The sequence below is a fragment of the Rathayibacter sp. VKM Ac-2856 genome (assembly GCF_013205055.1).
Lineage (GTDB): Bacteria > Actinomycetota > Actinomycetes > Actinomycetales > Microbacteriaceae > Rathayibacter.
On the sequence record NZ_JABMLF010000001.1, the window covers coordinates 431,769 to 454,931 of the forward strand.

Genomic DNA, 23,163 nt, shown 5'->3' on the forward strand with positions numbered 1-23,163 from the left:
TCCCCCGCGGAGGCGGGACAGGGCGCGGATAGACTCGAGCGCATGTCAGCGCAGCCCGTGAAACGCGTGAGAACCCGCCACTTCCAGACCGCGAAGGAGTCGGGGGTGCGGATCACCGGGCTCACCAGCTACGACGTGCTCACGGCGCGCATCTTCGATCAGGCCGGCATCGACTTCCTGCTCGTCGGCGACTCGGCCGGGAACACCGTCCTCGGGTACGACACGACGCTGCCCGTCACCGTCGACGAGCTCATCCCGCTGGCCCGCGCCGTGGCGGGAGCCGTCGAGCGGGCTCTCGTCGTCGCCGACCTGCCCTTCGGCTCCTACGAGTCGGGAGCGGACGACGCTCTGCACACGGCCTTCCGCTTCATGAAGGAGACCCACGCGCACGCGGTCAAGCTCGAGGGCGGTGTGCGCTCCGCCGAGCAGATCCGTCGGATCGTCGAGGCCGGAATCCCGGTGATGGGCCACATCGGCTTCACGCCGCAGAGCGAGCACGGACTCGGCGGGCACATGATCCAGGGCCGCGGGGAGGGGGTCGAGCAGCTGCTCGCCGACGCCCGCGCGGTGCAGAAGGCCGGCGCGTTCGCGGTCGTCCTCGAGATGGTGCCGAGCGAGGCCGCCCGCCGCGTCACCGAAGAGCTCCGGATCCCGACCATCGGCGTCGGCGCCGGGCCGGACGTCGACGGTCAGCTGCTCGTGTGGACGGACTTCGCCGGGCTCACCACCGGCCGCGTACCGCGCTTCGTGAAGCAGTACGCGGACCTGCGCGGCACGCTCACCGGCGCGGTCACCGCGTTCCGCGAGGACGTCGAGGCCGGCGCGTACCCGGGACCCGAGCACAGCTACGAGTAGCGGGCGGGGCTGCTGCCGGGCGAATGCCGGTCAGCGGTCCTCCGCGTCCTCCTCGTCCCAGCGACGGGTGTTCTCGCGCATCTTCTCGAGCGCGTGCGACGCCTCCTCGCGGGACGAGTAGGGTCCGGCGCGGTCGACGGACGGGGACTGGAAGCCCTGCTCCACCGCACCGGACTTGAGGTTGTACCACCAGCTGTTCGCATCACCGTCAGACATGCCGCGATCCTACGCCGGGCCGGGACGCCGGTCGCTCTCCCCGCGTCTCGGTAGCATGGCCGGTATGACTGCTGCTGCGACCGCGATCGGTATCGACATCGGAGGGACCGGCATCAAGGGGGCGTACGTCGACCTCGGCGAGGGCACGCTCCTCAGCGACCGGATGAAGGTCGCCACCCCCGAGGGCGGACGCCCGAAGGACATCGTCGCCACGGTGCAGCAGATCCTGGGCATGCTCCCGGACGCACCGGCCGACACCCCCGTCGGGATCTGCTTCCCCGCCGCCGTCGTGCACGGCCGCACGATGTCCGCCGCGAACGTCTCGGACGAGTGGATCGGCCTCGAGGCGGAGAAGCTGTTCGAGGACGCGATCGGCCGGAACATCTTCTTCGTGAACGACGCGGACGCCGCGGGCTACGCCGAGTCGCGCTTCGGCGCGGCGAAGGACAAGAAGGGCCTGGTCCTGATGACCACCCTCGGCACCGGCATCGGCACCGCGCAGATCTACGACGGCGTCCTCATCCCCAACGCCGAGCTCGGCCACCTCGAGATCCACGGCGGGGACTACGAGAAGAAGGCGTCCTTCGCCGCGAAGGAGCGGGACGACCTCGACTACAAGCACTGGGCCAAGCGGCTCCAGCGGTACTACTCGCACCTCGAGGCGCTCCTCTGGCCCGACCTCATCATCGTCGGCGGCGGCATCTCCAAGCACCACGAGGAGTTCCTGCCCCTGCTGGACCTCCGCACCCCCATCGTCCCCGCCGCCCTCCGCAACAACGCCGGCATCCTCGGCGCCGCGGCCCTCGCGGGCGGTGGCGTGCGCCGCTAAGGCGATTCCGCTGCGGTCCCCGCCCGCCGCGGCGCGGTCGGCCTCGACAGGCCCCTCGATCACCACGGAGAAGCGCGGTCCCGCGCCCGCTGGTGACCATCGAGGAGCGCGCCCACCCATGCTGGTCGAGTAGCCGCGCAGCGGCGTATCGAGACCCACGCCGGATCAACGGCGGCTGCACGCCCTCGTCCGGCAGGCGCGGATCTCGATACGCCCTCTCCGAGGGCTACTCGATCAGCATAAAAGCGAGATACCCGCTGCAAGGGCTGCTCGATCAGCAGGCGCGCGAGGCGATTCGGGGAAACGCGTGCCAGCGTTTCTCCGGAGCCGGACGCAGGACGCTCCACGGTACGCGACCACCCGCTCGAGCCGACTGCGCCGCGGCGGGCGGGGACCGCCGCGGAAAGAGGCACCAGCCGACCCCGAGACACGAAAGGCCCCGCAATGCGGGGCCTTTCGGGGCGAAGGGGTCGGCTGATACGCCGGGTTCTGTTCACGCCGCGCCTCTCGGCGGGCGCTGGACGGCCATCTCTCTCGGGGGCACGTCGCCGTGACCCTCCAGCGGTCTACCCGAGGACCCGACGAGCAGCCGCATCGTCCTCTGTCTGACCTTGCTCCGGGCGAGGTTTACCGAGCGGACCGGATCACTCCGGCCCCTGGTGGTCTCTTACACCACCGTTTCACCCTTACCGCGGGCCGGAGCCCGTGGCGGTCTGTTCTCTGTGGCACTGTCTCGCGGGTCGCCCCGGGTGGGTGTTGCCCACCGCCCTGCTCTGCGGAGCCCGGACGTTCCTCGGCGCCGGGGCTCTCACCCCGGCGACGCGACCGTCTTGCCGGCCCGTTCGCGGACCCAGTGTACGGGCCGGGTCAGGCGAGCGTCGACTCGTCGCCGCGGACGAGGATGCAGCCGCTGTCGGGGCAGAGGACGACCTGGTCGGGGGCGGTCGTGCGGATCCAGGCGAGGTCGGACTCGGTGAGGGCGACGCCGCTCCCCTCGGACACCTTGCCGCGCAGGAGGGCCGCGCCGACGCCGTAGCGGGCGCGCTGCTTCTCGTAGAGCTCGACCAGGTCCGCCGGGATCTTCTCGACGAGCGACGCGCGGTCGCGGGCGAGCGCCTCCTGCTTGCCGGCGAGCTTCTCCGCCTGGGCGTCGCGCTCCTCGGCGAGGGTGCCGAGAGCGGCGAGGACCTCGTCGCGCTCGGCCTGGGCGGCGGCGACCTCGGCCTCGATCCCTTCGATGCGCTCCATCAGGGTGAGCTCGATGTCCTCGAGGTCGCCGCGGCGCTTCACCAGCGAGGTGATCTCGCCCTCGAGCGCGGCGATGTCCTTCGCGGAGGACGCGGTCTGCAGGCGGTCGCGGTCGCGGGCGAGGCGCTTGTCGACGACCTCGACGTCCGACTCGATGCGGCCGAGCTCGGTGCGGGCGTCCTCGAGGCGGCCGGTGCGCTCGGCGAGCGTGCGGCGGGTCTGCGCGTCCTGGGCCTGCATCGCCTGGATCTTCGCGATCTGCGGCAGGGTCGCGACGGCGTGCCGGAGCTGATTGCCCCTCGTGTCGAGACTCTGCAGAGTCAGGAGCTCTCGCTGGTCGGCGGGGCTGGCAATCACGTCGCGGTCCTCGTTCCCGGCACGGAGGGTGGGCGTGCCGGCTCCATTCTCGCGCGCTCCGGAGCCGTCAGTGGACGACCGCGAAATCCCAGGGGTCGGTCCGGGTCTCGCTGACGTCGACGACGACGCCCGGCAGCGCGGTGCGGAGGGCCGCGGCGGCGACGTCGAGCCACAGCCACTCGCTCGCCCAGTGCGAGACGTCCAGCAGCGCCGGTCCGGTGCCGTGGCGGGCCTTCTCGCGCGCCTCGGACGCCGGGTGGTGGCGGAGATCGGCGGTGATGTAGACGTCGCTGGTGCGGACGGCGGGGCTGTCGAGAAGGGAGTCCCCGGCTCCACCGCAGAGCGAGACGCGGCGCACGGTCGCCTCGAAGTCGCCGGCGGCGCGCACTCCCCCGGCCGTGGCGGGCAGCAGATCGGCGACGGCGCGGGCCAGCCGGCCGAGCGTGACCTCCTCGGCGAGGTCGCCGACGCGGCCGAGGCCGACCGACGGATCCGCGCCGGGGACGAGCGGCGTCGTGCCGGTGAGGCCGAGCCTGGCCGCGATCACGTCGGAGACACCGTCGGAGACGATGTCCGCGTTCGTGTGCGCGGAGACGAGCGCGCAGCCGTTGCGGATCAGCTCGGCCAGCAGACGGCCCTTGTAGCCGTCCTCCGCGATCGAGGTGACCCCGCGGAGCAGGAGGGGGTGGTGGGCCAAGAGGAGCTGGTAGCCGCCGCTGACGGCCTCGGAGACCGTGTCGGCGACGACGTCGACCGTGAGGAGGATCCGCTCCACCTGCGCGCCGGGGTCGCCGGTGACGAGACCGGGAGCGTCCCAGTCCTCCGCGGCCTCCTCGGGCCAGAGTCGGTCGATGACGGCGTGGACGTCGCGCAGCGTGGGCATGCGTCCAGGGTAGGGGCCGCCGCTCCCCCTCGACACGCAGGCGTCAGCCCGCGTGATCGGTCTCGACGGCCCGGATGGCGGCGTCGGAGGAGCCGACCTCGGCGTCCAGGTCCGCGGCGAGGAAGTCCTCCGACTCGGGCAGGCGCACGGTGAGGCCGCCGTACTGCTCGACCGCCAGCTCTCCGCTCAGCCCGGACGCTGCGAGGACGTGTCCGCCGACGGTGCCGCTCGTGTCGACGAAGTGGGTGTGCAGACCGGCGACGCTGATGCCCTGGAACGGCTTCGGTCCGAAGAAGCCGACCAGCGTGCCCTCGACGTCGTCCAGGTGCACCTCGCGCTGACCGCGCATCGCGTCGGCGAGGCGCAGGTAGGGCTTCACCTGCGCGATCGGCTGCCGCAGCGTCAGATGCTCGATCCGGCCGCGGAGCCGGACGCCGACGAACACGTTCGGGCTGGGCACCGTCCGGCGCACGGCCGCCAGCAGGGCGTCGAGCGAGGGGACGGCCGCGACCGACTCGGAGGAGTCCGGTGCGAAGTGCGCGACCTCGGCGAAGGCGATCGTGTCCTCGGGCTCGAGGACGACGACGGAGCCGTCGCCGCGGAAGAGCCGGTGCACGCCGTCGAGCACGACCAGCTCCCCCTCGATCCGATCGCCGCAGCCCAGCCCGAAGTCGCCGGCGAGGTCGGCCTCCGCTCGGGTCACGACGCCGTCGTACAGTCCGGCCAGCAGCGCGTCGACGAGGGAGAACTGGGTGATGAGGCCGCGCGGCGCGGTCGGAGTCGACATGCGGTCAGTCTGGCGGAGCCGTGCGCCGCGGGCGGCGTCTGTCGCGCGATCACTGCGACGGTGCGATCCGCCGGGTGGCGGCCGACCAGGCGCGAACAGCCCGAGAACGAGAGAAGCCCCGCTCTTCCGGAGAAGAACGGGGCTCATCTGTCTTTCGGTGGATCCGAGGGGATTCGAACCCCTGACCCCCTGCATGCCATGCAGGTGCGCTACCAGCTGCGCCACGGACCCTTGGTGCGCTTCTCGGACTGAAGATGCGAGCCTCTGGCCCGCTCCTCCGCCCGGCGGAAGCAACTCGAATAAACTACAACACGAACCGCGTGGAGCGAAATCGAGCGGCGCCGCCGGGCGTGTTCCTCAGTTCGAGGTGGCGGCGGAGTCGGCTGGAACGGCGGTCGCCAGGGTGATCGGGACGACGGGGCAGTCCTTCCAGAGGCGCTCCAGCGAGTAGTACATGCGGTCCTCCTCGTGGAAAACGTGCACGACGAGGTCGCCGAAATCGAGCAGGATCCAGCGGCCCTCGGCGCGGCCCTCGCGGCGGAGCAGCTTGGCGCCAGACTCGTTGAGGCGGTCCTCCACCTCGTTGGCGATCGCGACGACGTTGCGCTCGGAGCGCCCGGTCACGAGGAAGAAGATGTCGACGAGCGGGAGCGGACCGGAGACGTCGAGCGCGACGAGGTCCTCCCCGCCCTTGGAGTCGGCGGCGGTGGCCGCGAGGTCGAGCAGGGCGCGGGCGGAATCGGTCGCAGTCATGAAGCCTTCAGTGTCGGTGGTGGATCAGAAGATGTTGAGGACGAAGCCGCCGATGAACAGCGCGATCGAGGCGACCAGCAGCACGGCGGCGGTGATGGCCAGCACGACGGGCACGCTGACGGCGCGGCGCTTCTGCGGGGCGATCATCGCGGTGCCCGCGGCGTGGGTGGAGACGGCGCTCGACGCCCGGACGGGCTCCGAGTCGGAGGCGGGCTGCTCGCGGTCGATGCGGTCGACGTAGCGGTCGACGTCGGGCGAGTCGTAGAGGTTCGGGTGCTGACCGGTGGAGCCGAGGCTGCGCGGGAGGTCGAAGGAGCCCGTGACGAGCACCTCGCCGGTGTCCGTGCGGCCGGACGGGACGTCGCCCGCGGTCGGGAGGATCAGGGCGTTCGTCGTGGTGACCGCGCCCGTCGCGGCGACTCCGCTCGCGATGAGGGAGTCGAAGGAGGCGTCGACCTCCTCCTTGGACTTGCTGTCGAGCTCCTCGGTGATGGCGAGGTGCTCGATCGGCGGGTGGAAGCTGCCGGTGATCTCGGTCGCCTTCTCGTCCGCGATGTCGAGCGTACCGACCGTGGCGAAGAGCGCGGTGTTGAGCTTGGGCTGCTCGGGCTCCTCGGACGACTCGCGCTCCTCGGTCTCCTCGGGCTCCTCGGACTCCTCGACCACGGCGTCGATCGGACCGGTGCCGGACGGCGCGGGCTCCTCCCCCTGCTCGGGAGCGGAGTCGGCCTCGGCGGGCTCCGCCTGCTCGGCGTCGGCCGGCGCGGCCTCGGGGGTCGCGGCGACCTGCTCCGCCTGCTGCTGCGCGAGCAGGGCTCGGAGCTCGCGGCGGGTGAGCGAGCTGCGATCGACGCCCTCGGGGAGGACGACCTCGATGGCGGAGGTGCTGAGCTCGGGCTCGGTGGCGGGCGTCGGCTCGACGACCGGGACGCGGAGAGCCTGCGTCGCGGTCAGGACGGGCATGTCGCCCGCGGCAGTGACGGACGCGGTCGCGGCGCGGCGGGAGGTGGTCGGCGCGGCGGCGGGTGCGGCGCCGGCGGCGGCTCGCTCGCGCTCGCGGATCTCGCGCCGGGTGAGCGGCGCGCCCTCGTGCTGAACTGTCATGGCGTGCTCCGATACAGGTGGTGCTTCGAGATGTACTGGACGACACCGTCGGGAACCAGATACCAGACCGGATCACCCCGGTTCACGCGGCTCCGACAGTCCGTCGAGGAAATCGCTAGCGCCGGAATTTCCAACAAGGATACGTCCTGGGCGGGCAATCCCGAAACGGAGAGCGCGTGACCGGGTCGGCTGACGGCGACGAAGTGCGCCAGCTCCCACAGCTCGTCGTAGTCCTTCCAGCTCAGGATCTGCTCGACGGCGTCGGCGCCGGTGATGAAGAACAGCTCGGCGTCGGGGTGTGCGGCGTGGATGTCGCGCAGGGTGTCGATCGTGTACGTCGTGCCGACGCGGTCGATGTCGACGCGGCTGACGGTGAAGCGCGGGTTCGACGCGGTCGCGATGACCGTCATCAGATAGCGGTGCTCCGGCGGCGTGACCGTCTTCTTGTGCCAGGGCCGACCGGTGGGGACGAACACGACCTCGTCGAGGTCGAACGACTGCGCCACCTCGGACGCGGCGACGAGGTGCCCGTGGTGGATCGGGTCGAAGGTGCCGCCCATCACGCCGATGCGCGGACGCCGCGGGTCTCCGCTGGACGCGGAGGTCACGATCGCGGGACCGCCGCCCTAGTGGCCGTGTCCGTGGGAGTCGTGCGAGCCGGCGCCGGTCTTGTGCGAGTGCCGGTTGGCGACGTCGCGGTAGCTCCACGTGACGAAGCCGAGGGCGGTGAAGGCGACGACGGCGATCAGCCCGTAGACGATGGTCGGCATGGGCAGCTCGGTGTGCGCTGCTTCAGCGAGGACGGTCGTCACGAGGGACATGCGGTGCTCCTTGGAATAGGGGATGCCCGCTCAGGGCATCGTCGAGTCTACCCGGACGCCGCCGCGCGGGGCGTGCGCGCCTAGGCGCGGATCTGGCCCGCCCCGCGCAGCAGCCACTTCGTGCTCGTGAGCTCGGGCAGGCCCATCGGGCCGCGGGCGTGCAGCTTCTGCGTCGAGATGCCCACCTCGGCGCCGAAGCCGAACTCGCCGCCGTCGGTGAAGCGGGTCGAGGCGTTCACCATCACCACGGCGGAGTCGACCTCGGCGAGGAACCGCTCGGCGCTGCGCAGGTCGTTCGTGACGATCGACTCGGTGTGGTGGGTCGAGTAGCGGGCGATGTGGTCCATCGCCGCGTCGAGGTCATCGACGACCGCGACGGCGATGTCGAGGGAGTAGTACTCGGCCGACCAGTCCTCCTCGGTGGCGGGCACGGCGTCCGCGACGATCGCGCGGACGCGCTCGTCGCCGTGCACGGTCACCCCGGCGGCGGCGAGGCGGCCGACGACCGGCGGGAGGAGGCGCTCGGCGGCGTCGCAGTGCACGAGCAGCGTCTCGAGGGCGTTGCAGGTGCTCGGCCGCTGGGTCTTCGCGTTGTGCACGATGTCGACGGCCCACTGCTCGTCGGCGCTGGCGTCGAGGAAGACGTGCACCACTCCGGCGCCCGTCTCGATCACCGGCACGGTCGACTCGGTGACGACCGACTCGATGAGCCCGGCGCTGCCGCGGGGCACCAGCACGTCGACGTAGCCGCGGGCCCGCATCAGGGCCTTCGCACCGGCCCGGCCGAAGTCGTCGACGGTCTGGATCAGCTCGGCGGGCAGGCCGACGGAGGCGACGGCCTCCTGGAGCAGCTCGACCAGGACGCGGTTGGTGTTCTCGGCCGCGCTGCCGCCGCGGAGGATCACGGCGTTGCCGCTCTTCAGCGCGAGGGCGGCGATGTCGATCGTGACGTTGGGGCGCGCCTCGTAGATCGCGCCGACGACACCGAACGGCACGCGCACCTGCGTGAGCGAGGCGCCGTTCGGCAGATTCGAGCCGCGCACGGTCTGCCCGACCGGGTCGACCAGGCCGGCCACCGCGACGACGGCGTCGGCGAGCGAGCCCAGCCGCGCCTCGTCGAGGCGCAGCCTGTCCTGCAGACCGGTGCTCATGCCGTTCTCGCGGCCGTTCGCCAGATCGCGCTCGTTCGCCGGGACGATCCGCCCCGTGCCGCCGCGCACCGCGTCGGCGATCGCGAGGAGGGCGCGGTTCTTCAGATCGGTCGTCGCACTCCGCAGCGACCGCGACGCGGTGCGGGACGCGGCGAAGCGCTCGGTCAGCACGGCGTCGTCGGCGGGGACCTCGACGGGGGCGCTACTGGCGGTGATGGAGCTGTCGAGGGTCGTCTGCGGCATCCGGCCAGTGTATTCGCCCGCGCCGCCGAGCCGAGGAGTCAGCTCTCCTCGGCATCGCCCACCAGGTCGTCCTCGTCCGAGACGCGCCAGACGCCGCCCTGCCGCTCGCGGTCGAGCTCGGCGCGGGCGGCCGCCTTGGCGTCCATCCGCTCGAGGTAGTTGTCGCGCCGCTCGCTGCGCGTCTTGCGGTTGTTCTCCTCGAGGCGGATGTCGGTGCCGCGCGGGGCGGTGATGAGCTCCGCCGTGGAGGTGAGCGTCGGCTCCCAGTCGAAGACGACGCCGTCGCCCGGGCCGATGACGACGGTCGAGCCGGCGACGGCTCCGGCCGAGAACAGGCCGTTCTCGACGCCGAGCTTCGCGAGCCGGTCGGCGAGGAAGCCGACGGCCTCGTCGTTGGTGAAGTCGGTCTGCGCGACCCAGCGCTGCGGCTTCGTGCCGAGCACCCGGTAGACGTTGCCGTACGAGCCGCCCTCGACGCGGATCTCGTAGTCCTTCTCGTCGACGGCGCGCGGGCGGATGGTGATGCGCTCGGGCTTGGGCTCGGCCGCGAGGGCCAGGCGGTGCTGCTCGACGATCTCGCCGAGGGCGAAGGTCAGCTGGCGCAGGCCCGAGTGGCTGACGGTCGAGATCTCGAAGACGCGGTAGCCGCGGGCCTCGAGGTCGGCGCGGACGAAGTCGGCCAGCTCCTGCGCCTCGGGCACGTCGACCTTGTTGAGGGCGATCAGCTGCGGGCGCTCGAGCAGCGGCAGCTGGCCGTCGCCGACCGGGTAGGCGGCGAGCTCGCCGAGGATGATGTCGAGGTCCGTCAGCGGGTCGCGGCCGGGCTCGAGCGTGGCGCAGTCGAGCACGTGGACCAGCGCGGTGCAGCGCTCGACGTGGCGGAGGAACTCGAGCCCGAGGCCCTTGCCCTCACTCGCGCCCTCGATCAGGCCGGGGACGTCGGCGACGGTGTAGCGGGACTCCCCCGCCTGCACGACGCCGAGGTTCGGCGCGAGAGTCGTGAAGGGGTAGTCGGCGATCTTCGGCTTCGCCGCCGAGATCGCGGCGACCAGGCTGGACTTGCCGGCCGAGGGGAAGCCCACGAGCGCGACGTCGGCGACGGTCTTCAGCTCGAGGACGACGTCGCCCTCCCAGCCGGGCGTGCCGAGCAGCGCGAAGCCGGGGGCCTTGCGCTTGGTGGTCGCGAGGGACGCGTTGCCGAGGCCGCCCTGACCGCCGGGGGCGATGACGAAGCGGAGCCCCGGCTCGTCCATGTCGAGCAGCTCCTCGCCCGTGGGCGACTTGACGACCGTGCCGACCGGCACGGGCAGCTCGAGGAGGTCGCCGTTCCCGCCGGCGCGGTGGTCGCCCATCCCGGGCCCGCCGTTGGCGGAGGAGCGGTGCGGGTGGCGGTGGTAGGCGAGCAGCGTGGTGGTCTGCGCGTCGGCGACGAGGACGATGTCGCCGCCGTGGCCGCCGTTCCCGCCGTCCGGGCCGGCCAGCGGCTTGAACTTCTCGCGGCGGACGGAGACGCAGCCGTTGCCGCCGTGTCCGGCGCGCAGGTGCAGCGTGACGTTGTCGACGAAGGTGACCATGGTGTGTTCCGTCCGATGGGGAGGTGGAGGCGTCGGAGTGACCGACGCCGGGTGCCGAGGCGGGCGGGGGGACGAGCGCTGCGGCGAGGTGCCGCCGCAACGCACAAGGGGCGAGCCGAAGCCCGCCCCTTGCGTCCTGTGCCTGCTCGGCCGAGGAAGGCTGCCTAAGCGGCGGCCACCACGATGTTGACGACCTTGCGGCCGCCCTTCTGCCCGAACTCGACCGCACCGGCCGAGAGGGCGAACAGGGTGTCGTCGCCGCCGCGTCCGACGTTCACGCCGGGGTGGAAGTGGGTGCCGCGCTGGCGGACGATGATCTCGCCCGCGCTGACGACCTGACCGCCGAAGCGCTTCACGCCGAGACGCTGCGCGTTCGAGTCGCGACCGTTGCGGGTGGAGCTTGCGCCCTTCTTGTGTGCCATTTCTCATCTCCTCGAGACCGGGGGGCCGCAGCCCCGTGCTGATGTCCTGCGGAGCGATGGCTCCCGCCGCAGGTCAGCGAAGTGTGGGTGTTACTTGATGCCCGTGACCTTGACGCGCGTGAGGTCCTGACGGTGCCCCTGGCGCTTCTTGTAACCGGTCTTGTTCTTGAACTTCTGGATGATGATCTTCGGACCGCGGAGCTCCTCGAGCACCTCGGCCGTGACCGACACCTTCTCGAGCGCCGCGGCGTCCGAGGTGATCGAGTCTCCGTCGACGAGGAGCACGGCAGCCAGCTGCACGGTGCCGTTCTCGTCGGCCTTGATGCGGTCCATCGTCACGATGGTGCCGACCTCGACCTTCTCCTGCCGGCCACCGGCGCGCACAACTGCGTAAACCACTTCTCGTACCTGTTTTCTCATCTGGACGGCGCTGAAGCGCTGTCCGGGGCTTGTAAGGACGGGGAGGACCCCGGTCTTCCCGGTCGTACCCGTCTCTCGTACGGGACGAGGGGACCGGCACCGCGGCTCGCACCCCCTGAGGGGTCGAGCGGCAACGGAAATCTGCGTGAGCACATGGATCGCGCCACACCAACGGTCAAGAGTACGGGATCCGTGCTCCCCGGTCAAACGCGCGCCGCCCCGGAGGGGGCGTCGTCCGACCGGCGACCCCGTCACGATAGTCGAGGACGGGCGGCCGTTCAGGCAGGCGCGCCGCCTACGATCGACGGATGGCGATCCTCCTCGACGCGGCGCGCTGGCCCGCCCACGACACCCTCTGGGCCCACCTCGTCAGCGACACGTCGCTGGAGGAGCTGCACGCCTTCGCGCGACGCGTGGGCCTGCCGGAGCGCGGCTTCGACCTCGACCACTACGACGTCCCCGCCGCGCGCCGCGAGGAGCTGCTCGCGGCGGGAGCGCTGCCGGTGGGCAGCCGGGAGCTCGTCGAGCGGCTCCGCGCCAGCGGCCTCCGGGTCAAGGGCCGGGACCGGGACGCGGAGAGGGCCCGCCGCCGGCTCTCGCCGGGCACCGGGCCCCACTGATCCCTCGGAGCGCTGAGCTCCGCGGCCGCGCCTACTGCGCGCGGCGGGGCGTCTGCTCCGGCACGACCGCGACACCGGTCAGCGCCGCCGTCGTGACGCGACGGCTCTTGGCGCGTCCCTGACCGGGCTGCTTCGGCGCGGGCAGGGCGTCGAGCACGGAGTCGAGCAGGTGCTCGGCGACCTCGCTGCGGACCCGGCGCTCGGCGACGATCGGCGCGGGCGGGATCGGAATGTCGATGATCGGGACGACGGGGGTCTGCGCCGCGGGAGCCGCGGCGGGCTCCTCGGCGCTGTCCCGAGCCGGCTCGGCCGCGGGCGACGCGGACTCCGGCTGCTCGCCGGACTCGGACGTCTCCTGGCGCGCATCGCGGTCTCCGCGACCGCGGCGACGCCGGGGAGCCCGCTCGGAGCGACGACCGGACGACTCGCCCTGGCGCTCGCCGACCTGCTCCGTCGACTGCTCGGCGGGCTGCTCGACCGATGCCGCCGGCTGCCCGGGCGACTCCGGCTCGACCACTGCGGTCGTGGCCTCGTCGACGAGGGCGGCGGCCTCCTCCGCGGCGTGGCGGACGGCCGAGGGGTGGATGGTGCTCGCGGCGATCTGCGCGAGCGCGTTCTTCGCGTCGTCCGTGATGGCGTGCGTGCTGACGGGCTTCGTGCCGTTGCCGTTCGTGCCGTTGCCGTTCTGGCCGCCGCCGTTCTGGCCGTTCGATCCGCCGCGGCCGTTCGAGGGCTGCTCGTTGGCAGGCTTGCCGCCGCGACGACGCTCCTGCTGGGGAGCGGCTGTGGAGCGGTGCTTGACCACGGGGTCGTGCTGGACGATGACGCCGCGGCCCGCGCAGACCTCGCAGTTCTCGCTGAAGGTCTCGAGGAGTCCGAGGCCGAGCTTCTTGCGCGTCATCTGCACGAGGCCGAGCGAGGTGACCTCGGCGACCTGGTGCTTCGTCCGGTCGCGGCTCAGGCACTCGACGAGGCGGCGCAGCACGAGGTCGCGGTTGGACTCGAGCACCATGTCGATGAAGTCGACGACGATGATGCCGCCGATGTCCCGCAGGCGCAGCTGGCGGACGATCTCCTCGGCCGCCTCGAGGTTGTTCTTCGTGACCGTTTCCTCGAGGTTGCCGCCGGAGCCGACGAACTTGCCGGTGTTCACGTCGACGACCGTCATGGCCTCGGTGCGGTCGATCACGAGCGAGCCGCCGCTCGGCAGCCAGACCTTGCGCTCGAGCGCCTTCTCGATCTGCTCCGTGATGCGGTACTCGTCGAACGCGTCCTGCTCGCCGGTGTGGACCTCGACGCGCTCCAGCAGGTCGGGAGCGACCTGGCTGAGGTAGAGCTCGATGGTCTCGCGGGCGTCGTCGCCGGCGATCACCATCTTCTCGAAATCCTCGTTGAAGACGTCGCGGACGATCTTGATGAGCAGATCGGGCTCGCTGTGCAGGAGCGCCGGCGCCTGGCCGGTGGCGGCCTTCGTGCTGAGCGCCGTCCACTGCGCGGTGAGGCGCTCGACGTCGACCGTGAGCTGCTCCTCGGTGGCGCCCTCCGCGGCGGTGCGGACGATGACGCCCACGTTCTCCGGGAGGACCTCCTTGAGGATCTTCTTCAGGCGCGCGCGCTCGGTGTCCGGGAGCTTGCGCGAGATGCCGTTCATCGAGCCGTTGGGCACGTACACGAGGTAGCGGCCCGGAAGAGAGATCTGGCTGGTCAGGCGGGCGCCCTTGTGGCCGACCGGGTCCTTGGTGACCTGGACGAGCACCCGGTCGCCGGGCTTGAGGGCGAGCTCGATCCGACGGGGGCCGCCGGCGTTGTTCGCCGCGTCCCAGTCGACCTCGCCGGAGTAGAGCACGGCGTTGCGGCCGCGCCCGATGTCGACGAACGCCGCCTCCATGCTGGGCAGGACGTTCTGCACCCGGCCGAGGTAGACGTTGCCGATCAGCGACGCCTCCTGCGAGCGGGCGACGTAGTGCTCCGCGAGGACGCCGTCCTCGAGCACGCCGATGCGGATGCTGTCCTCCTTCGAGCGGACGACCATGACGCGGTCGACGGCCTCCCGGCGGGCGAGGAACTCCGACTCGGTGACGACGGTGCGCCGGCGGCCGGCGTCGCGGCCGTCGCGGCGGCGCTGCTTCTTGGCCTCGAGGCGCGTCGAGCCCTTGATGCGCTGCGGCTCGGTGATGAGCTCGGGCTCGCGCTGCTCCCGCGGCTCGCGGGGCTCGCGCGGCTGACGGACCCGGACGACGGTGTTCTCAGGGTCGTCGTTGCCTCCGCGGTCGCTCTCGCCGCTGCGGCGGCGCGACCGGCGGCGGACGGAGCCCTGCTCCTCCTCCGGCTCGTCGCGCTCCTCGCGGACGCCGAGCGGCGCACCGCGGGGCGGCAGCGGGGTGAGCTGGACGTAGTCGGGCAGGATCGGCGCCTGGAACAGGAGCGACGTGCTCGGCAGCGGCGGGCGGCGCGGCGCGGACTCCACCGCGGCGGCCTGCTCGCCGTCGGCCGGCGTCTCGGCGGCGGCGTCGACGAACGCGGCGCCGGTCGAGACCGGCTCCTGCGTCTCGGCGACCTCCGCGGTCGTGTCCGCGGCGGTCGTGTCCGACCCGTTCTGCTCGGTCTCGTTCGTGTCGATGATCGTTTCCCCTGTCGCTGATGCGCTCGATCCGGTCCGTCGGGTCGCACGACGGCCACCGAAGAGGCGACTGATCTTCCTGGCCCCGCTGCGGGGCTCGTCGCGGTCCGGTTCGGAACCGCTCGTGCTGTTGTCTTCCACCATTCCTGGTGCACTCCTCGGCCGGGTCGTGCGCCGCGCCGTCGACCCGGATGCTGTTCTCGAGCGACGGGCCTCGGCCCGTCGCGAATCCTTCCGCTCCCCCGGTCCCGTCGCTCACGTGGCGCAGGACTCCGGTTGCAGCTTCTCCTCGGAACTGACTATCCGACACGTGGGGATGCATCGCGCTCATTCGCGGAACGCTGTCGATCTCCTGTGGCCCGGTGCTCGCCCGGTAAACCTTCTTCGCGTCGGCGCGGGATCTTCCGGGCCGACGGCTCCGATTATCGCACGCATTCTCAGAGGCGCCGATTCGGCGCGTGCCATAATCCCCCGGTGTCCAGCGATCCCGAGGTGCCGAGCTCCCCCGTCCAGCAGCGTCCGGTGCTCTTCGCGGTGCTGCTGATCGTGCTCGGTGTGATCGGCTGGACCGCGGCGTTCGCCCTCACGCTGGATAAGTTCGCGGCGCTCACGGACCCCACGGAGGGCCTCGGCTGCGACTTCAGCCTCCTCGTGCAGTGCAGCGCCAACCTGAACTCGGCGCAGGGCGCGATCTTCGGCTTCCCCAACCCGCTGATCGGCATCGCCGCCTGGATCGCGCCGATCGTCGTGGGTGCGGGGCTGCTCGCGGGGGCGCGCTTCGACCGCTGGTTCTGGGTGCTGTTCAACCTCGGCTTCGTCTTCGCGCTGGTCTTCGTCGGCTGGCTCGTTGCGACGAGCGTCTTCGCCCTCGGGACGCTCTGCCCCTGGTGCATGCTCACCTGGGCCGTCGTCATCCCCGGCTTCTGGCTCGTGACGCTGCGGAACCTGCGGGAGGGCGTGCTCCCCGTCCCCGGCGCCGTCCGCCGTTTCGCCGGCGCCGCCTACGGCTGGGTCCCCTTCATCACGCTCGTCTGCTACCTGGCGATCGCCGTCATGGCGCAGGTGCGCCTGGACGTGCTGTCGTACCTCTAGCTCTCGGGCCGATGGCCGACGGCGCCCCCGGAGGGGTGGATCTCGATACGCCCGCTGCGCGGGCTACTCGATCAGCATGCAGGGAGCGCACCGCACTGCGCGCGCTGAATCAAGGGCGGCGCAAGCCCGCTGCTTGCGGCAAGGGTGAAGTGGCGCAAGGAGAGGCGGTGCACCACCGCATGGTGGTCGAGTAGCCGCGCAGCGGCGTATCGAGACCCGCCGACCCACCGGCGCGGAGCCGACGCCCCGCGTCCGTCAGCGTCGGATCTCGATACGCCCGCTGCGCGGGCTACTCGATCGACATGGGTGCCGGCAGGCGCTGCTCGATCAGCACGGGCCGCGGCACGCGCCGCCCGATCAGCAGGGGCCGCGCCACGCGCTGCTCGATCAGCACGGGCCGCCGCACGCGCTGTTCGATCAACAGGGGCCGCGGCACGCGCCCTCGATCAGCGCGGCTGGCCTCGTCGAGGAGGTCAGGGCTGGAGCCGCCGGGCGACCGCCTCGGAGGCGCATCCGGGAAAGCGCGTGTCAGCGCTTTCCCGTCGCCGAGCGCAGGACGCTCCACGAACCGCGACCGCCTACGAGAGCCGACCGCGGTTTCGCGGATCACCGCGAAACACCGCGGAGCGCGAGCTCGCGCGGCGGTTCGCTACGCGAACCAGAGCGCGAGCTCGCGCTCCGCGGAGTCAACACCGTCGCTCCCGTGCACGAGGTTCTGCTGGACCTTGAGGCCCCAGTCGCGGCCGAGGTCGCCGCGGATGGTGCCGGGAGCGGCGGTGGTGGGGTCGGTCGTGCCGGCGAGGGAGCGGAAGCCCTCGATGACGCGGTCGCCGGCGATGCGGAGGGCGACGATCGGGCCGCTCTCCATGAACTCGACGAGGGGCTCGTAGAACGGCTTGCCCTCGTGCTCGGCGTAGTGCGCGGCGAGCAGCTCGCGGTCGGCCTCGACGAGCTTGATGTCGACGAGCGAGTAGCCCTTCGCCTCGATGCGGCGGAGGATCTCACCGGTGAGGTTGCGGGCGACGCCGTCGGGCTTGACGAGGACGAGGGTCTCCTGGATGGCCATGGTTCAGCGGTCTCCTTAGGTGGGGGTGGGATCGGTGGGCCCGTCCGCCGCGCGGCGGTTCTGGGTGTCGAGCTTGGTGCCGGTGACCATGCAGTACGTCCACAGGGCGACGAACGCCGCTCCGATGACGAACATGATCGGGACCAGGACACCGGTGGCCACGATAACGAACTGGAGGACCCAGCCGATCCGGAAGCCGGCGGGGCGGTTCAGCAGGCCGAGGGTCGCGACGAGGGCGAGGCAGACCACGGCGCCGCCGACGAGGACGACGACCGGGTCGGCGACCTTGAGCCCGAACGCCACGAGGGTCGCGAGGAAGACGATGACCGCCTCGAAGCCGAGGACGATCGAGCCGAGGCTCTCGCGGACGGTCCTGGTCCGGCGGGGACGACCGGCCCTCACGCGCCGAGCCAGTTCTCGTCGCGCGCGACGGTGATCGTCCGGCCGACGAGGGTGATCGAGCCCGTGACGAGCAGCGCGCCCTTGTCGGTGCGGGCGGCGAGCAGGCGGCCGGCGGTGAGCGCGCCGTGCGGGTCGTCCGCGACGCGGACGGACTCGGCCGGGAACACGGTGCGGGCGAGCTCGGCGAGCTCGGTCGCCGGGACCGCGCGATCACTCGGCGCGGTCGTCACGATCAGCTCGTCGACGACCGGGAGCAGGGCGCGCAGGATGCCCTCCGCGTCCTTCTCGGCGAGGACGCCGATCACCGCGGTGACGCGGTCGAAGTCGAAGTAGCGCTCGATCGCGGCGGCGAGGGAGGCGGCGCCGTGCGGGTTGTGCGCGGCGTCGACGACCGTGCGCGGGGACTGGCCCACGATCTGGAGGCGGCCGGGCGAGGTCGCCGCGGCGAAGCCCTCGTCGAGGACGTTCCCGGTGAGCTCCTGCGTGCCGCCGCCGAGGAAGGACTCGACCGCAGCGATCGCGACCGCCGCGTTCTCGGCCTGGTGGTCGCCGAAGAACGGCAGCAGCAGCTGCTCGTAGCGGGTGACGAGCCCGCGGACGGAGATCAGCTGGCCGCCCACGGCGACCGTGGTCGACTCGACGTCGAAGTCGGTGCCCTCGAACACGATGGTCGACTCGGTGGCCTCGGCCGCGTTCCGCAGCACCGCCTCCGCCTCGCTCGACTGCTTCGCCGAGACGACGGCGGCGAGCGGCTTCACGATGCCGGACTTCGTGCGCGCGATCTCCTCGATCGTCGCGCCGAGCTGGCGGGTGTGGTCGAGCGCGATCGGCGTGAACACCGCGACCTGCGCGTCCGCGACGTTGGTCGAGTCCCACTCGCCGCCCATCCCGACCTCGACCACGGCGACGTCCACCGGTGCGTCGGCGAAGGCGGCGTAGGCCAGCACCGTGATCGCCTCGAAGAACGAGAGCGGGCTCTCGCCCTGCTCGACGAGCTCGGCGTCGGTCAGGGCGAGGTAGGGCTCGACGTCGATCCAGTTCGTCGCGAGGCCGACGTCCGAGATCGGCTCGCCGTCGATCACGATGCGCTCGTTGAAGCGCTCGAGGTGCGGACTGGTGAAGAGGCCGACCCGGAGCCCGTGGGCGCGGAGCAGGCTCTCGATCATCCGGCTGGTCGAGGTCTTGCCGTTGGTGCCGGCGACCTGGATGACGGGGTAGGCCCGCTGCGGGTCGCCGAGGTACTCGACGGCCCGGCGGGTCGGCGCGAGACGCGGGCGGGGGCTCGCCTCGCCGAGGCGCTCGAGCAGGCTCGCGTAGACGGCGTCGGCCGCCGCGCGCGCGAGCTCGGCGTCCTCGTCGGAGTGGTCCTTCGGATCAGACATCGGAGGCCTCCACCTTCTCGACGCGGATGATGGCGGTGCCGGCGGGGCCGAAGGTGATCGCACCCTCGCCGCCCTCCAGCGCCCTGGTGAGCGGGGCGAACGCGAAGCCGGTCGCGAGGGTCTCCTCCGCGATCCACAGCGCGTGCGGCTCGAGGGCCGCCATGCTCATCTCGTCGAGGACGATCTCGAGCTCGATGCGGTCGCTGACCTCGAGTCCGGCGGCCTTCCGGGCGTCCTGGACGGCGCGGATGAGGTCGCGGGCCAGGCCCTCGGCCTCGAGCTCCGGAGTGGTCGCCGTGTCGAGGAGCACGAAGCCGCCCCGCGGGAGCAGTGCGATCGCGCGGTCGTCCGCTCCGGCGCCGCCGACCTCGAGGATGAGCTCGTACTCGCCCTCGGCCAGCTCGACGCCGCCGGCGGTGACGACGCCGTCGCTCTCGCTCCAGTCGCCCGCCTTGGCGGCCTTGATGACCGTCTGCACGCCCTTGCCGAGTCGGGGGCCGGCGGCACGCGCGTTGACCGAGAGGCGCGAGGTGACGCCGTAGTCGGCGGCGCTGGACTCGACGAGCGGCACCAGCGTCACCTCCTTGACGTTCAGCTCGTCGCGGAGGATCGCCTCGAACGGCGCCAGCTCGGCGGCGTCGTCGACCACCACGGTGAGCCGGGCGAGGGGCAGGCGGACGCGGAGGCCGGCCTGCTTGCGCAGCGAGAGCGCCGTCGACGAGATGCCGCGGACGGCGTCCATCGCGTGCACCAGCGTCTCGTCCACCGGGAACTCGGCCGCGTCGGGCCAGTCGGCCAGGTGCACGCTGCGCCCGCCGGTCAGGCCCTGCCAGATCTCCTCGGTCATCAGCGGGAGCAGCGGCGCGGCCACCCGGCAGACGGTCTCGAGCACGGTGAAGAGCGTGTCGAACGCGTCGGTGCCGCGGCCCTCCGCATCGACGCCCTGCCAGAAGCGGTCGCGCGAGCGGCGGACGTACCAGTTGGTCAGCACGTCGGCGAAGTCGCGCAGCGCCGCCGCCGCGAGGGTGGAGTCGAGCGCCTCGAGGTGGCCGGTGACCGTCTCGATGAGATCGTGCGTCTTGGCCAGCAGGTAGCGGTCCAGCACGTCCTCGGAGTCGGTCCGGCGCCGGGCGCTGTAGCCCTCGCCGTCCGCGGAGGCGTTGGCGTAGAGCGAGAAGAAGTACCAGGTGTTCCACAGCGGCAGCAGCACCTGGCGCACGCCCTCGCGGATCCCCTCCTCCGTCACGACCAGGTTGCCGCCGCGCAGCACCGGGCTCGACATCAGGAACCAGCGCATCGCGTCCGAGCCGTCGCGGTCGAAGACCTCGGCCACGTCGGGGTAGTTGCGCAGCGACTTGGACATCTTCTGGCCGTCGTTGCCGAGCACGATGCCGTGGCTCACGACGTTGCGGAAGGCGGGCCGGTCGAAGAGCGCGGTCGAGAGCACGTGCAGCGTGTAGAACCAGCCGCGGGTCTGCCCGATGTACTCGACGATGAAGTCGGCCGGGTTGTGCGAGTCGAACCAGTCCGAGTTCTCGAACGGGTAGTGCACCTGCGCGAACGGCATCGACCCGGAGTCGAACCACACGTCGAGCACGTCGCTGATGCGGCGCATCGTGGAGCGGCCGGTCGGGTCGTCGGGGTTCGGGCGGGTGAGCTCGTCGATGAAGGGGCGGTGCAGATCCTCCGGACGCACGCCGAAGTCGCGCTCCAGCTCGTCGAGCGAGCCGTAGACGTCGATGCGCGGGTACTCCGCGTCGTCGCTCTTCCAGACGGGGATCGGCGAGCCGAAGTAGCGGTTGCGGCTGATCGACCAGTCGCGCGCGCCGGAGAGCCACTTGCCGAACTGGCCGTCCTTGACGTTCTCGGGGACCCAGGTGATCTCCTGGTTGAGCTCCTCCATCCGGTCGCGGATCGCGGTCACGCGGACGAACCAGCTCGAGACGGCCTTGTAGATCAGCGGGTTCCGGCAGCGCCAGCAGTGCGGGTAGCTGTGCTCGTAGCTGGCCTGGCGCAGCAGGCGGTGCTGCGCCCTCAGGAGCTGCGTGAGCGGCTTGTTGGCCTCGAAGACCTGCAGGCCGGCGACCTCGCTGATCTGCGGCAGGAAGCGGCCGCCGTCGTCGACGGAGATGATGACGGGGATGCCCGCCGCCTCGCAGACCTTCTGGTCGTCCTCGCCGTAGGCGGGGGCCTGGTGCACGATGCCGGTGCCCTCGCTCGTGGTCACGTAGTCGGCGACGAGGATGCGCCACGCGTTCTGCGTGCCCCACTGCTCGGCGTCGGCGTAGTGGTCCCAGAGGCGGTCGTAGCTGATGCCCTCGAGCTCGCTGCCGCGGTGCGTGCGCGAGACGGCGGCCAGCGCCGACTCCGCGTCCTCGTAGCCGAGGTCCTTCGCGTAGGCGCCGACCTGGTCGATCGCCAGGAGGTACTCGGCCGAGAGCTCGCGCTCCTCCGGCTCGCCCTTGCCGTCGGCGGCGCCGTTCGGCCCGGCGGCCAGCACGGCGTACTCGATGTCGGGGCCGACGGCGAGCGCGGCGTTGGTCGGGAGGGTCCACGGGGTCGTCGTCCAGGCCAGCGCGCGGACGGCGGTCAGACTCAGCGCCTCGGCGGTCTCGCCGACGAGCGGGAAGGTGACCGTGACCGTCTGGTCCTGGCGCATCTTGTAGACGTCGTCGTCCATCCGCAGCTCGTGGTTCGAGAGCGGGGTCTGGTCGCGCCAGCAGTAGGGCAGGACGCGGTGGCCCTCGTAGGCCAGGCCCTTGTCGTAGAGCTGCTTGAAGGCCCAGATGACGGACTCCATGAAGGAGGGGTCGAGGGTCTTGTAGTCGTTGTCGAAGTCGACCCAGCGCGCCTGGCGGGTGACGTAGTCCTGCCACTCCCCCGTGTAGCGCAGCACCGACTCCTTCGCCGCGGCGTTGAACGCGGCGACGCCCATCTCCTCGATCTGGGACTTGTCGGTGATGCCGAGCTGCCGCTCCGCCTCGAGCTCGGCGGGCAGGCCGTGCGTGTCCCAGCCGAAGCGGCGGTGGACCTGCTTGCCGCGCATGGTCTGGAAGCGGGGGAAGACGTCCTTGGCGTAGCCGGTGAGCAGGTGCCCGTAGTGCGGCAGGCCGTTGGCGAACGGCGGGCCGTCGTAGAACACCCACTCGGGCGCGCCCTCGCGGGAGCGGATCGACTCCTGGAAGGTGTCGTCGGCCTTCCAGTAGGCGAGGACCTTCTCCTCGATCTCGGGGAAGCGCGGCGACGCGGGGACGCCGCGGCCGAAGGCGGAACCGGTGCTCTCGGGGTCGGTGCTCTCGGGGCCGCGGGGGGTCGGCGGGGTCAGGGGGTAGGTCACGTGCGGTCTCCTGGCAGTGCTGCTGGTCTGCACGAGGACGGCCCGCCCGGATCTCAGACCCCGGGCCGGGTCGCGGTACCACCTCGCTTGAACCGCCCACGGCCGGCCCTCGTCGGGCTGACCCTGGTCGTTCCCACTCGATCGGCTGTCACGGGCCGTACCCGTCCGGGTCTACTGGGCCGCGGCCGGAGCCGGGCTGTTCTTCCGGAGACTCACCGGTGATGGCCGGGTCGAAGTCGTCCAGCCGATATCCTAGCGCGTCGGCGGTCGCCGGGCAGGGTGGAGGCGGTCATGGCGCAGGCAGCAGGAGCCGGGACGCAGGGCGCGCGGGCGGCGACCCGCGGCCGGCCCCGCGCGTCGTCCCGGTCGATGCTCGAGGACGCGGCCCTCGATCTCTTCGTGGAGCAGAGCTACGCGGGCACCACGATCGAGCAGATCGCCCAGCGCGCCGGCGTCTCGCGCAACACCTTCTTCAACTACTTCTCGTCGAAGAGCGACGTCTTCTGGGTGCTCGTCGACGACCGCCTGGCCGAGCTGCCCGCGGCGCTCGCGGCGGCGGCTCCTGACGCGCCCGCGATGGACGCCCTGCGCGGCGCCCTGCTCGCGGTCGGCGCAGGCTTCGGTCCGTCGAGCGTGCCGTGGGCGCTCACCCAGAGCGAGCTGATCGGCAGCGTGCACGAGCTGCAGGCCTCCGCGCTGTCGCGGCTGACGCGGCAGGCGGCGATCCTCGCGGACTTCGTCGTGGCCCGGTCCTCGCGCCCGCTGCCCGCGCACGTGGCGAACGCCGCCGCCTACGCGAGTGTCGGCGCGGCGGTGTCGGCCGTGCAGGCCTGGGCCGCCGCCGGACCCACCCGCGGGGAGCTGGTGCCCTATCTCGACGAGGCGCTCACGCCGGTCTGCCGCGGTTTCGCGCCCGTCCTCGCCTGACCGGCGCCCTCCGCCGGGCGGGTCCGCCCCCGCGGTAGGATCGTCGCGGCCGTT

Annotated in this window: 23 protein-coding genes, 1 tRNA gene and 1 other RNA gene; 5 read left to right on the plus strand and 20 right to left on the minus strand. The window is 71.9% G+C overall.

The genetic code is table 11. The features are described 5' to 3' along the window. The first annotated feature begins 42 nt into the window (after positions 1 to 42). Positions 43 to 855, plus strand: a complete 813-nt coding sequence (gene panB / locus HQQ82_RS01975; RefSeq protein WP_173231421.1) for a 3-methyl-2-oxobutanoate hydroxymethyltransferase — start codon at positions 43 to 45, stop codon at positions 853 to 855. Between the two features lie 30 nt (positions 856 to 885). Here panB and HQQ82_RS01980 read toward each other — a convergent pair whose 3' ends face one another. Then, a complete protein-coding gene (locus HQQ82_RS01980) occupies positions 886 to 1,071 on the minus strand; it encodes an SPOR domain-containing protein (protein WP_123445835.1) in 186 nt (61 codons plus the stop codon). Positions 1,072 to 1,135: 64 nt separating this feature from the next. Here HQQ82_RS01980 and ppgK point away from each other — a divergent pair, with 64 nt between their 5' ends. Continuing rightward, positions 1,136 to 1,900, plus strand: coding sequence for a polyphosphate--glucose phosphotransferase (gene ppgK, locus HQQ82_RS01985; RefSeq protein WP_173231422.1), 765 nt, complete (start codon positions 1,136 to 1,138; stop codon positions 1,898 to 1,900). A 462-nt stretch (positions 1,901 to 2,362) separates the two neighbouring features. Here the strand turns inward: ppgK and rnpB are convergent. The 13 genes from rnpB to rplU all read right to left on the minus strand — a co-directional run bounded on the left by rnpB (position 2,363) and on the right by rplU (position 11,642). Next, positions 2,363 to 2,741: RNase P RNA component class A (rnpB, locus tag HQQ82_RS01990), an RNA gene on the minus strand. A 26-nt stretch (positions 2,742 to 2,767) separates the two neighbouring features. After that, on the minus strand, positions 2,768 to 3,505 hold the full coding sequence (locus tag HQQ82_RS01995) for a hypothetical protein (RefSeq protein WP_173231423.1): 738 nt from the start codon (positions 3,503 to 3,505) through the stop codon (positions 2,768 to 2,770). A 67-nt stretch (positions 3,506 to 3,572) separates the two neighbouring features. Then, entirely contained in the window at positions 3,573 to 4,388 is an 816-nt protein-coding gene (locus HQQ82_RS02000) for a Nif3-like dinuclear metal center hexameric protein (RefSeq protein WP_173231424.1), read from the minus strand. Positions 4,389 to 4,431: 43 nt separating this feature from the next. Continuing rightward, positions 4,432 to 5,175: an acetolactate decarboxylase gene (locus tag HQQ82_RS02005; RefSeq protein WP_173231425.1), complete on the minus strand. Its 744-nt coding sequence runs from the start codon at positions 5,173 to 5,175 to the stop codon at positions 4,432 to 4,434. A 158-nt stretch (positions 5,176 to 5,333) separates the two neighbouring features. Beyond that, positions 5,334 to 5,406: transfer RNA gene (locus HQQ82_RS02010), tRNA-Ala, on the minus strand. A 126-nt stretch (positions 5,407 to 5,532) separates the two neighbouring features. Continuing rightward, complete coding sequence (rsfS, locus tag HQQ82_RS02015; RefSeq protein WP_173231426.1) at positions 5,533 to 5,928, minus strand: ribosome silencing factor; 396 nt, start codon at positions 5,926 to 5,928, stop codon at positions 5,533 to 5,535. A gap of 24 nt (positions 5,929 to 5,952) precedes the next feature. Then, positions 5,953 to 7,032 (minus strand): hypothetical protein, encoded by a 1,080-nt coding sequence (locus HQQ82_RS02020; protein ID WP_173231427.1) that lies wholly within the window; start codon positions 7,030 to 7,032, stop codon positions 5,953 to 5,955. Continuing rightward, positions 7,029 to 7,640 carry a nicotinate-nucleotide adenylyltransferase gene (nadD, locus tag HQQ82_RS02025; RefSeq protein WP_173231428.1) on the minus strand — a complete coding sequence of 204 codons (612 nt, stop codon included), beginning with the start codon at positions 7,638 to 7,640 and terminating at the stop codon, positions 7,029 to 7,031. Before nadD ends, HQQ82_RS02020 begins: the two co-directional genes overlap by 4 nt. Before the next feature lie 18 nt (positions 7,641 to 7,658). Further along, a complete protein-coding gene (locus HQQ82_RS02030) occupies positions 7,659 to 7,853 on the minus strand; it encodes a hypothetical protein (RefSeq protein ID WP_123445826.1) in 195 nt (64 codons plus the stop codon). A gap of 80 nt (positions 7,854 to 7,933) precedes the next feature. Further along, on the minus strand, positions 7,934 to 9,247 hold the full coding sequence (locus HQQ82_RS02035) for a glutamate-5-semialdehyde dehydrogenase (RefSeq protein ID WP_173231429.1): 1,314 nt from the start codon (positions 9,245 to 9,247) through the stop codon (positions 7,934 to 7,936). 38 nt (positions 9,248 to 9,285) lie between these two features. Continuing rightward, entirely contained in the window at positions 9,286 to 10,821 is a 1,536-nt protein-coding gene (gene obgE / locus HQQ82_RS02040; RefSeq protein WP_173231430.1) for a GTPase ObgE, read from the minus strand. A gap of 164 nt (positions 10,822 to 10,985) precedes the next feature. Continuing rightward, positions 10,986 to 11,243, minus strand: coding sequence for a 50S ribosomal protein L27 (rpmA, locus tag HQQ82_RS02045; RefSeq protein WP_123445823.1), 258 nt, complete (start codon positions 11,241 to 11,243; stop codon positions 10,986 to 10,988). Between the two features lie 90 nt (positions 11,244 to 11,333). After that, positions 11,334 to 11,642: a 50S ribosomal protein L21 gene (gene rplU, locus HQQ82_RS02050; RefSeq protein WP_123445822.1), complete on the minus strand. Its 309-nt coding sequence runs from the start codon at positions 11,640 to 11,642 to the stop codon at positions 11,334 to 11,336. A gap of 329 nt (positions 11,643 to 11,971) precedes the next feature. Between rplU and HQQ82_RS02055 the strand changes: the two genes are divergently transcribed. Next, on the plus strand, positions 11,972 to 12,283 hold the full coding sequence (locus HQQ82_RS02055; RefSeq protein WP_173231431.1) for a DUF4031 domain-containing protein: 312 nt from the start codon (positions 11,972 to 11,974) through the stop codon (positions 12,281 to 12,283). 31 nt (positions 12,284 to 12,314) lie between these two features. Here HQQ82_RS02055 and HQQ82_RS02060 read toward each other — a convergent pair whose 3' ends face one another. After that, complete coding sequence (locus HQQ82_RS02060; protein ID WP_173231432.1) at positions 12,315 to 15,047, minus strand: Rne/Rng family ribonuclease; 2,733 nt, start codon at positions 15,045 to 15,047, stop codon at positions 12,315 to 12,317. 330 nt (positions 15,048 to 15,377) lie between these two features. Between HQQ82_RS02060 and HQQ82_RS02065 the strand changes: the two genes are divergently transcribed. Then, positions 15,378 to 15,995, plus strand: coding sequence for a vitamin K epoxide reductase family protein (locus HQQ82_RS02065; protein ID WP_367947771.1), 618 nt, complete (start codon positions 15,378 to 15,380; stop codon positions 15,993 to 15,995). 289 nt (positions 15,996 to 16,284) lie between these two features. Here the strand turns inward: HQQ82_RS02065 and HQQ82_RS02070 are convergent, their stop codons facing one another. The 5 genes from HQQ82_RS02070 to ileS form a co-directional block, all read right to left on the minus strand. Then, complete coding sequence (locus HQQ82_RS02070) at positions 16,285 to 16,560, minus strand: hypothetical protein (protein WP_173231433.1); 276 nt, start codon at positions 16,558 to 16,560, stop codon at positions 16,285 to 16,287. An 84-nt stretch (positions 16,561 to 16,644) separates the two neighbouring features. Then, the gene (gene ndk / locus HQQ82_RS02075) at positions 16,645 to 17,061 is read right to left on the minus strand and encodes a nucleoside-diphosphate kinase (RefSeq protein WP_173231434.1); all 417 of its coding nucleotides are present in this window, start codon (positions 17,059 to 17,061) and stop codon (positions 16,645 to 16,647) included. A gap of 15 nt (positions 17,062 to 17,076) precedes the next feature. After that, the gene (locus tag HQQ82_RS02080) at positions 17,077 to 17,463 is read right to left on the minus strand and encodes a DUF4233 domain-containing protein (RefSeq protein WP_367947772.1); all 387 of its coding nucleotides are present in this window, start codon (positions 17,461 to 17,463) and stop codon (positions 17,077 to 17,079) included. Further along, entirely contained in the window at positions 17,460 to 18,845 is a 1,386-nt protein-coding gene (locus tag HQQ82_RS02085; protein WP_173231435.1) for a folylpolyglutamate synthase/dihydrofolate synthase family protein, read from the minus strand. The genes HQQ82_RS02080 and HQQ82_RS02085 overlap by 4 nt, the downstream gene beginning before the upstream one ends. Continuing rightward, the gene (gene ileS, locus HQQ82_RS02090; protein ID WP_173231436.1) at positions 18,838 to 22,182 is read right to left on the minus strand and encodes an isoleucine--tRNA ligase; all 3,345 of its coding nucleotides are present in this window, start codon (positions 22,180 to 22,182) and stop codon (positions 18,838 to 18,840) included. The genes HQQ82_RS02085 and ileS overlap by 8 nt, the downstream gene beginning before the upstream one ends. A 291-nt stretch (positions 22,183 to 22,473) precedes the next feature. Between ileS and HQQ82_RS02095 the strand changes: the two genes are divergently transcribed. Then, positions 22,474 to 23,109, plus strand: a complete 636-nt coding sequence (locus HQQ82_RS02095) for a TetR/AcrR family transcriptional regulator (RefSeq protein WP_173231437.1) — start codon at positions 22,474 to 22,476, stop codon at positions 23,107 to 23,109. Positions 23,110 to 23,163: the final 54 nt, after the last annotated feature.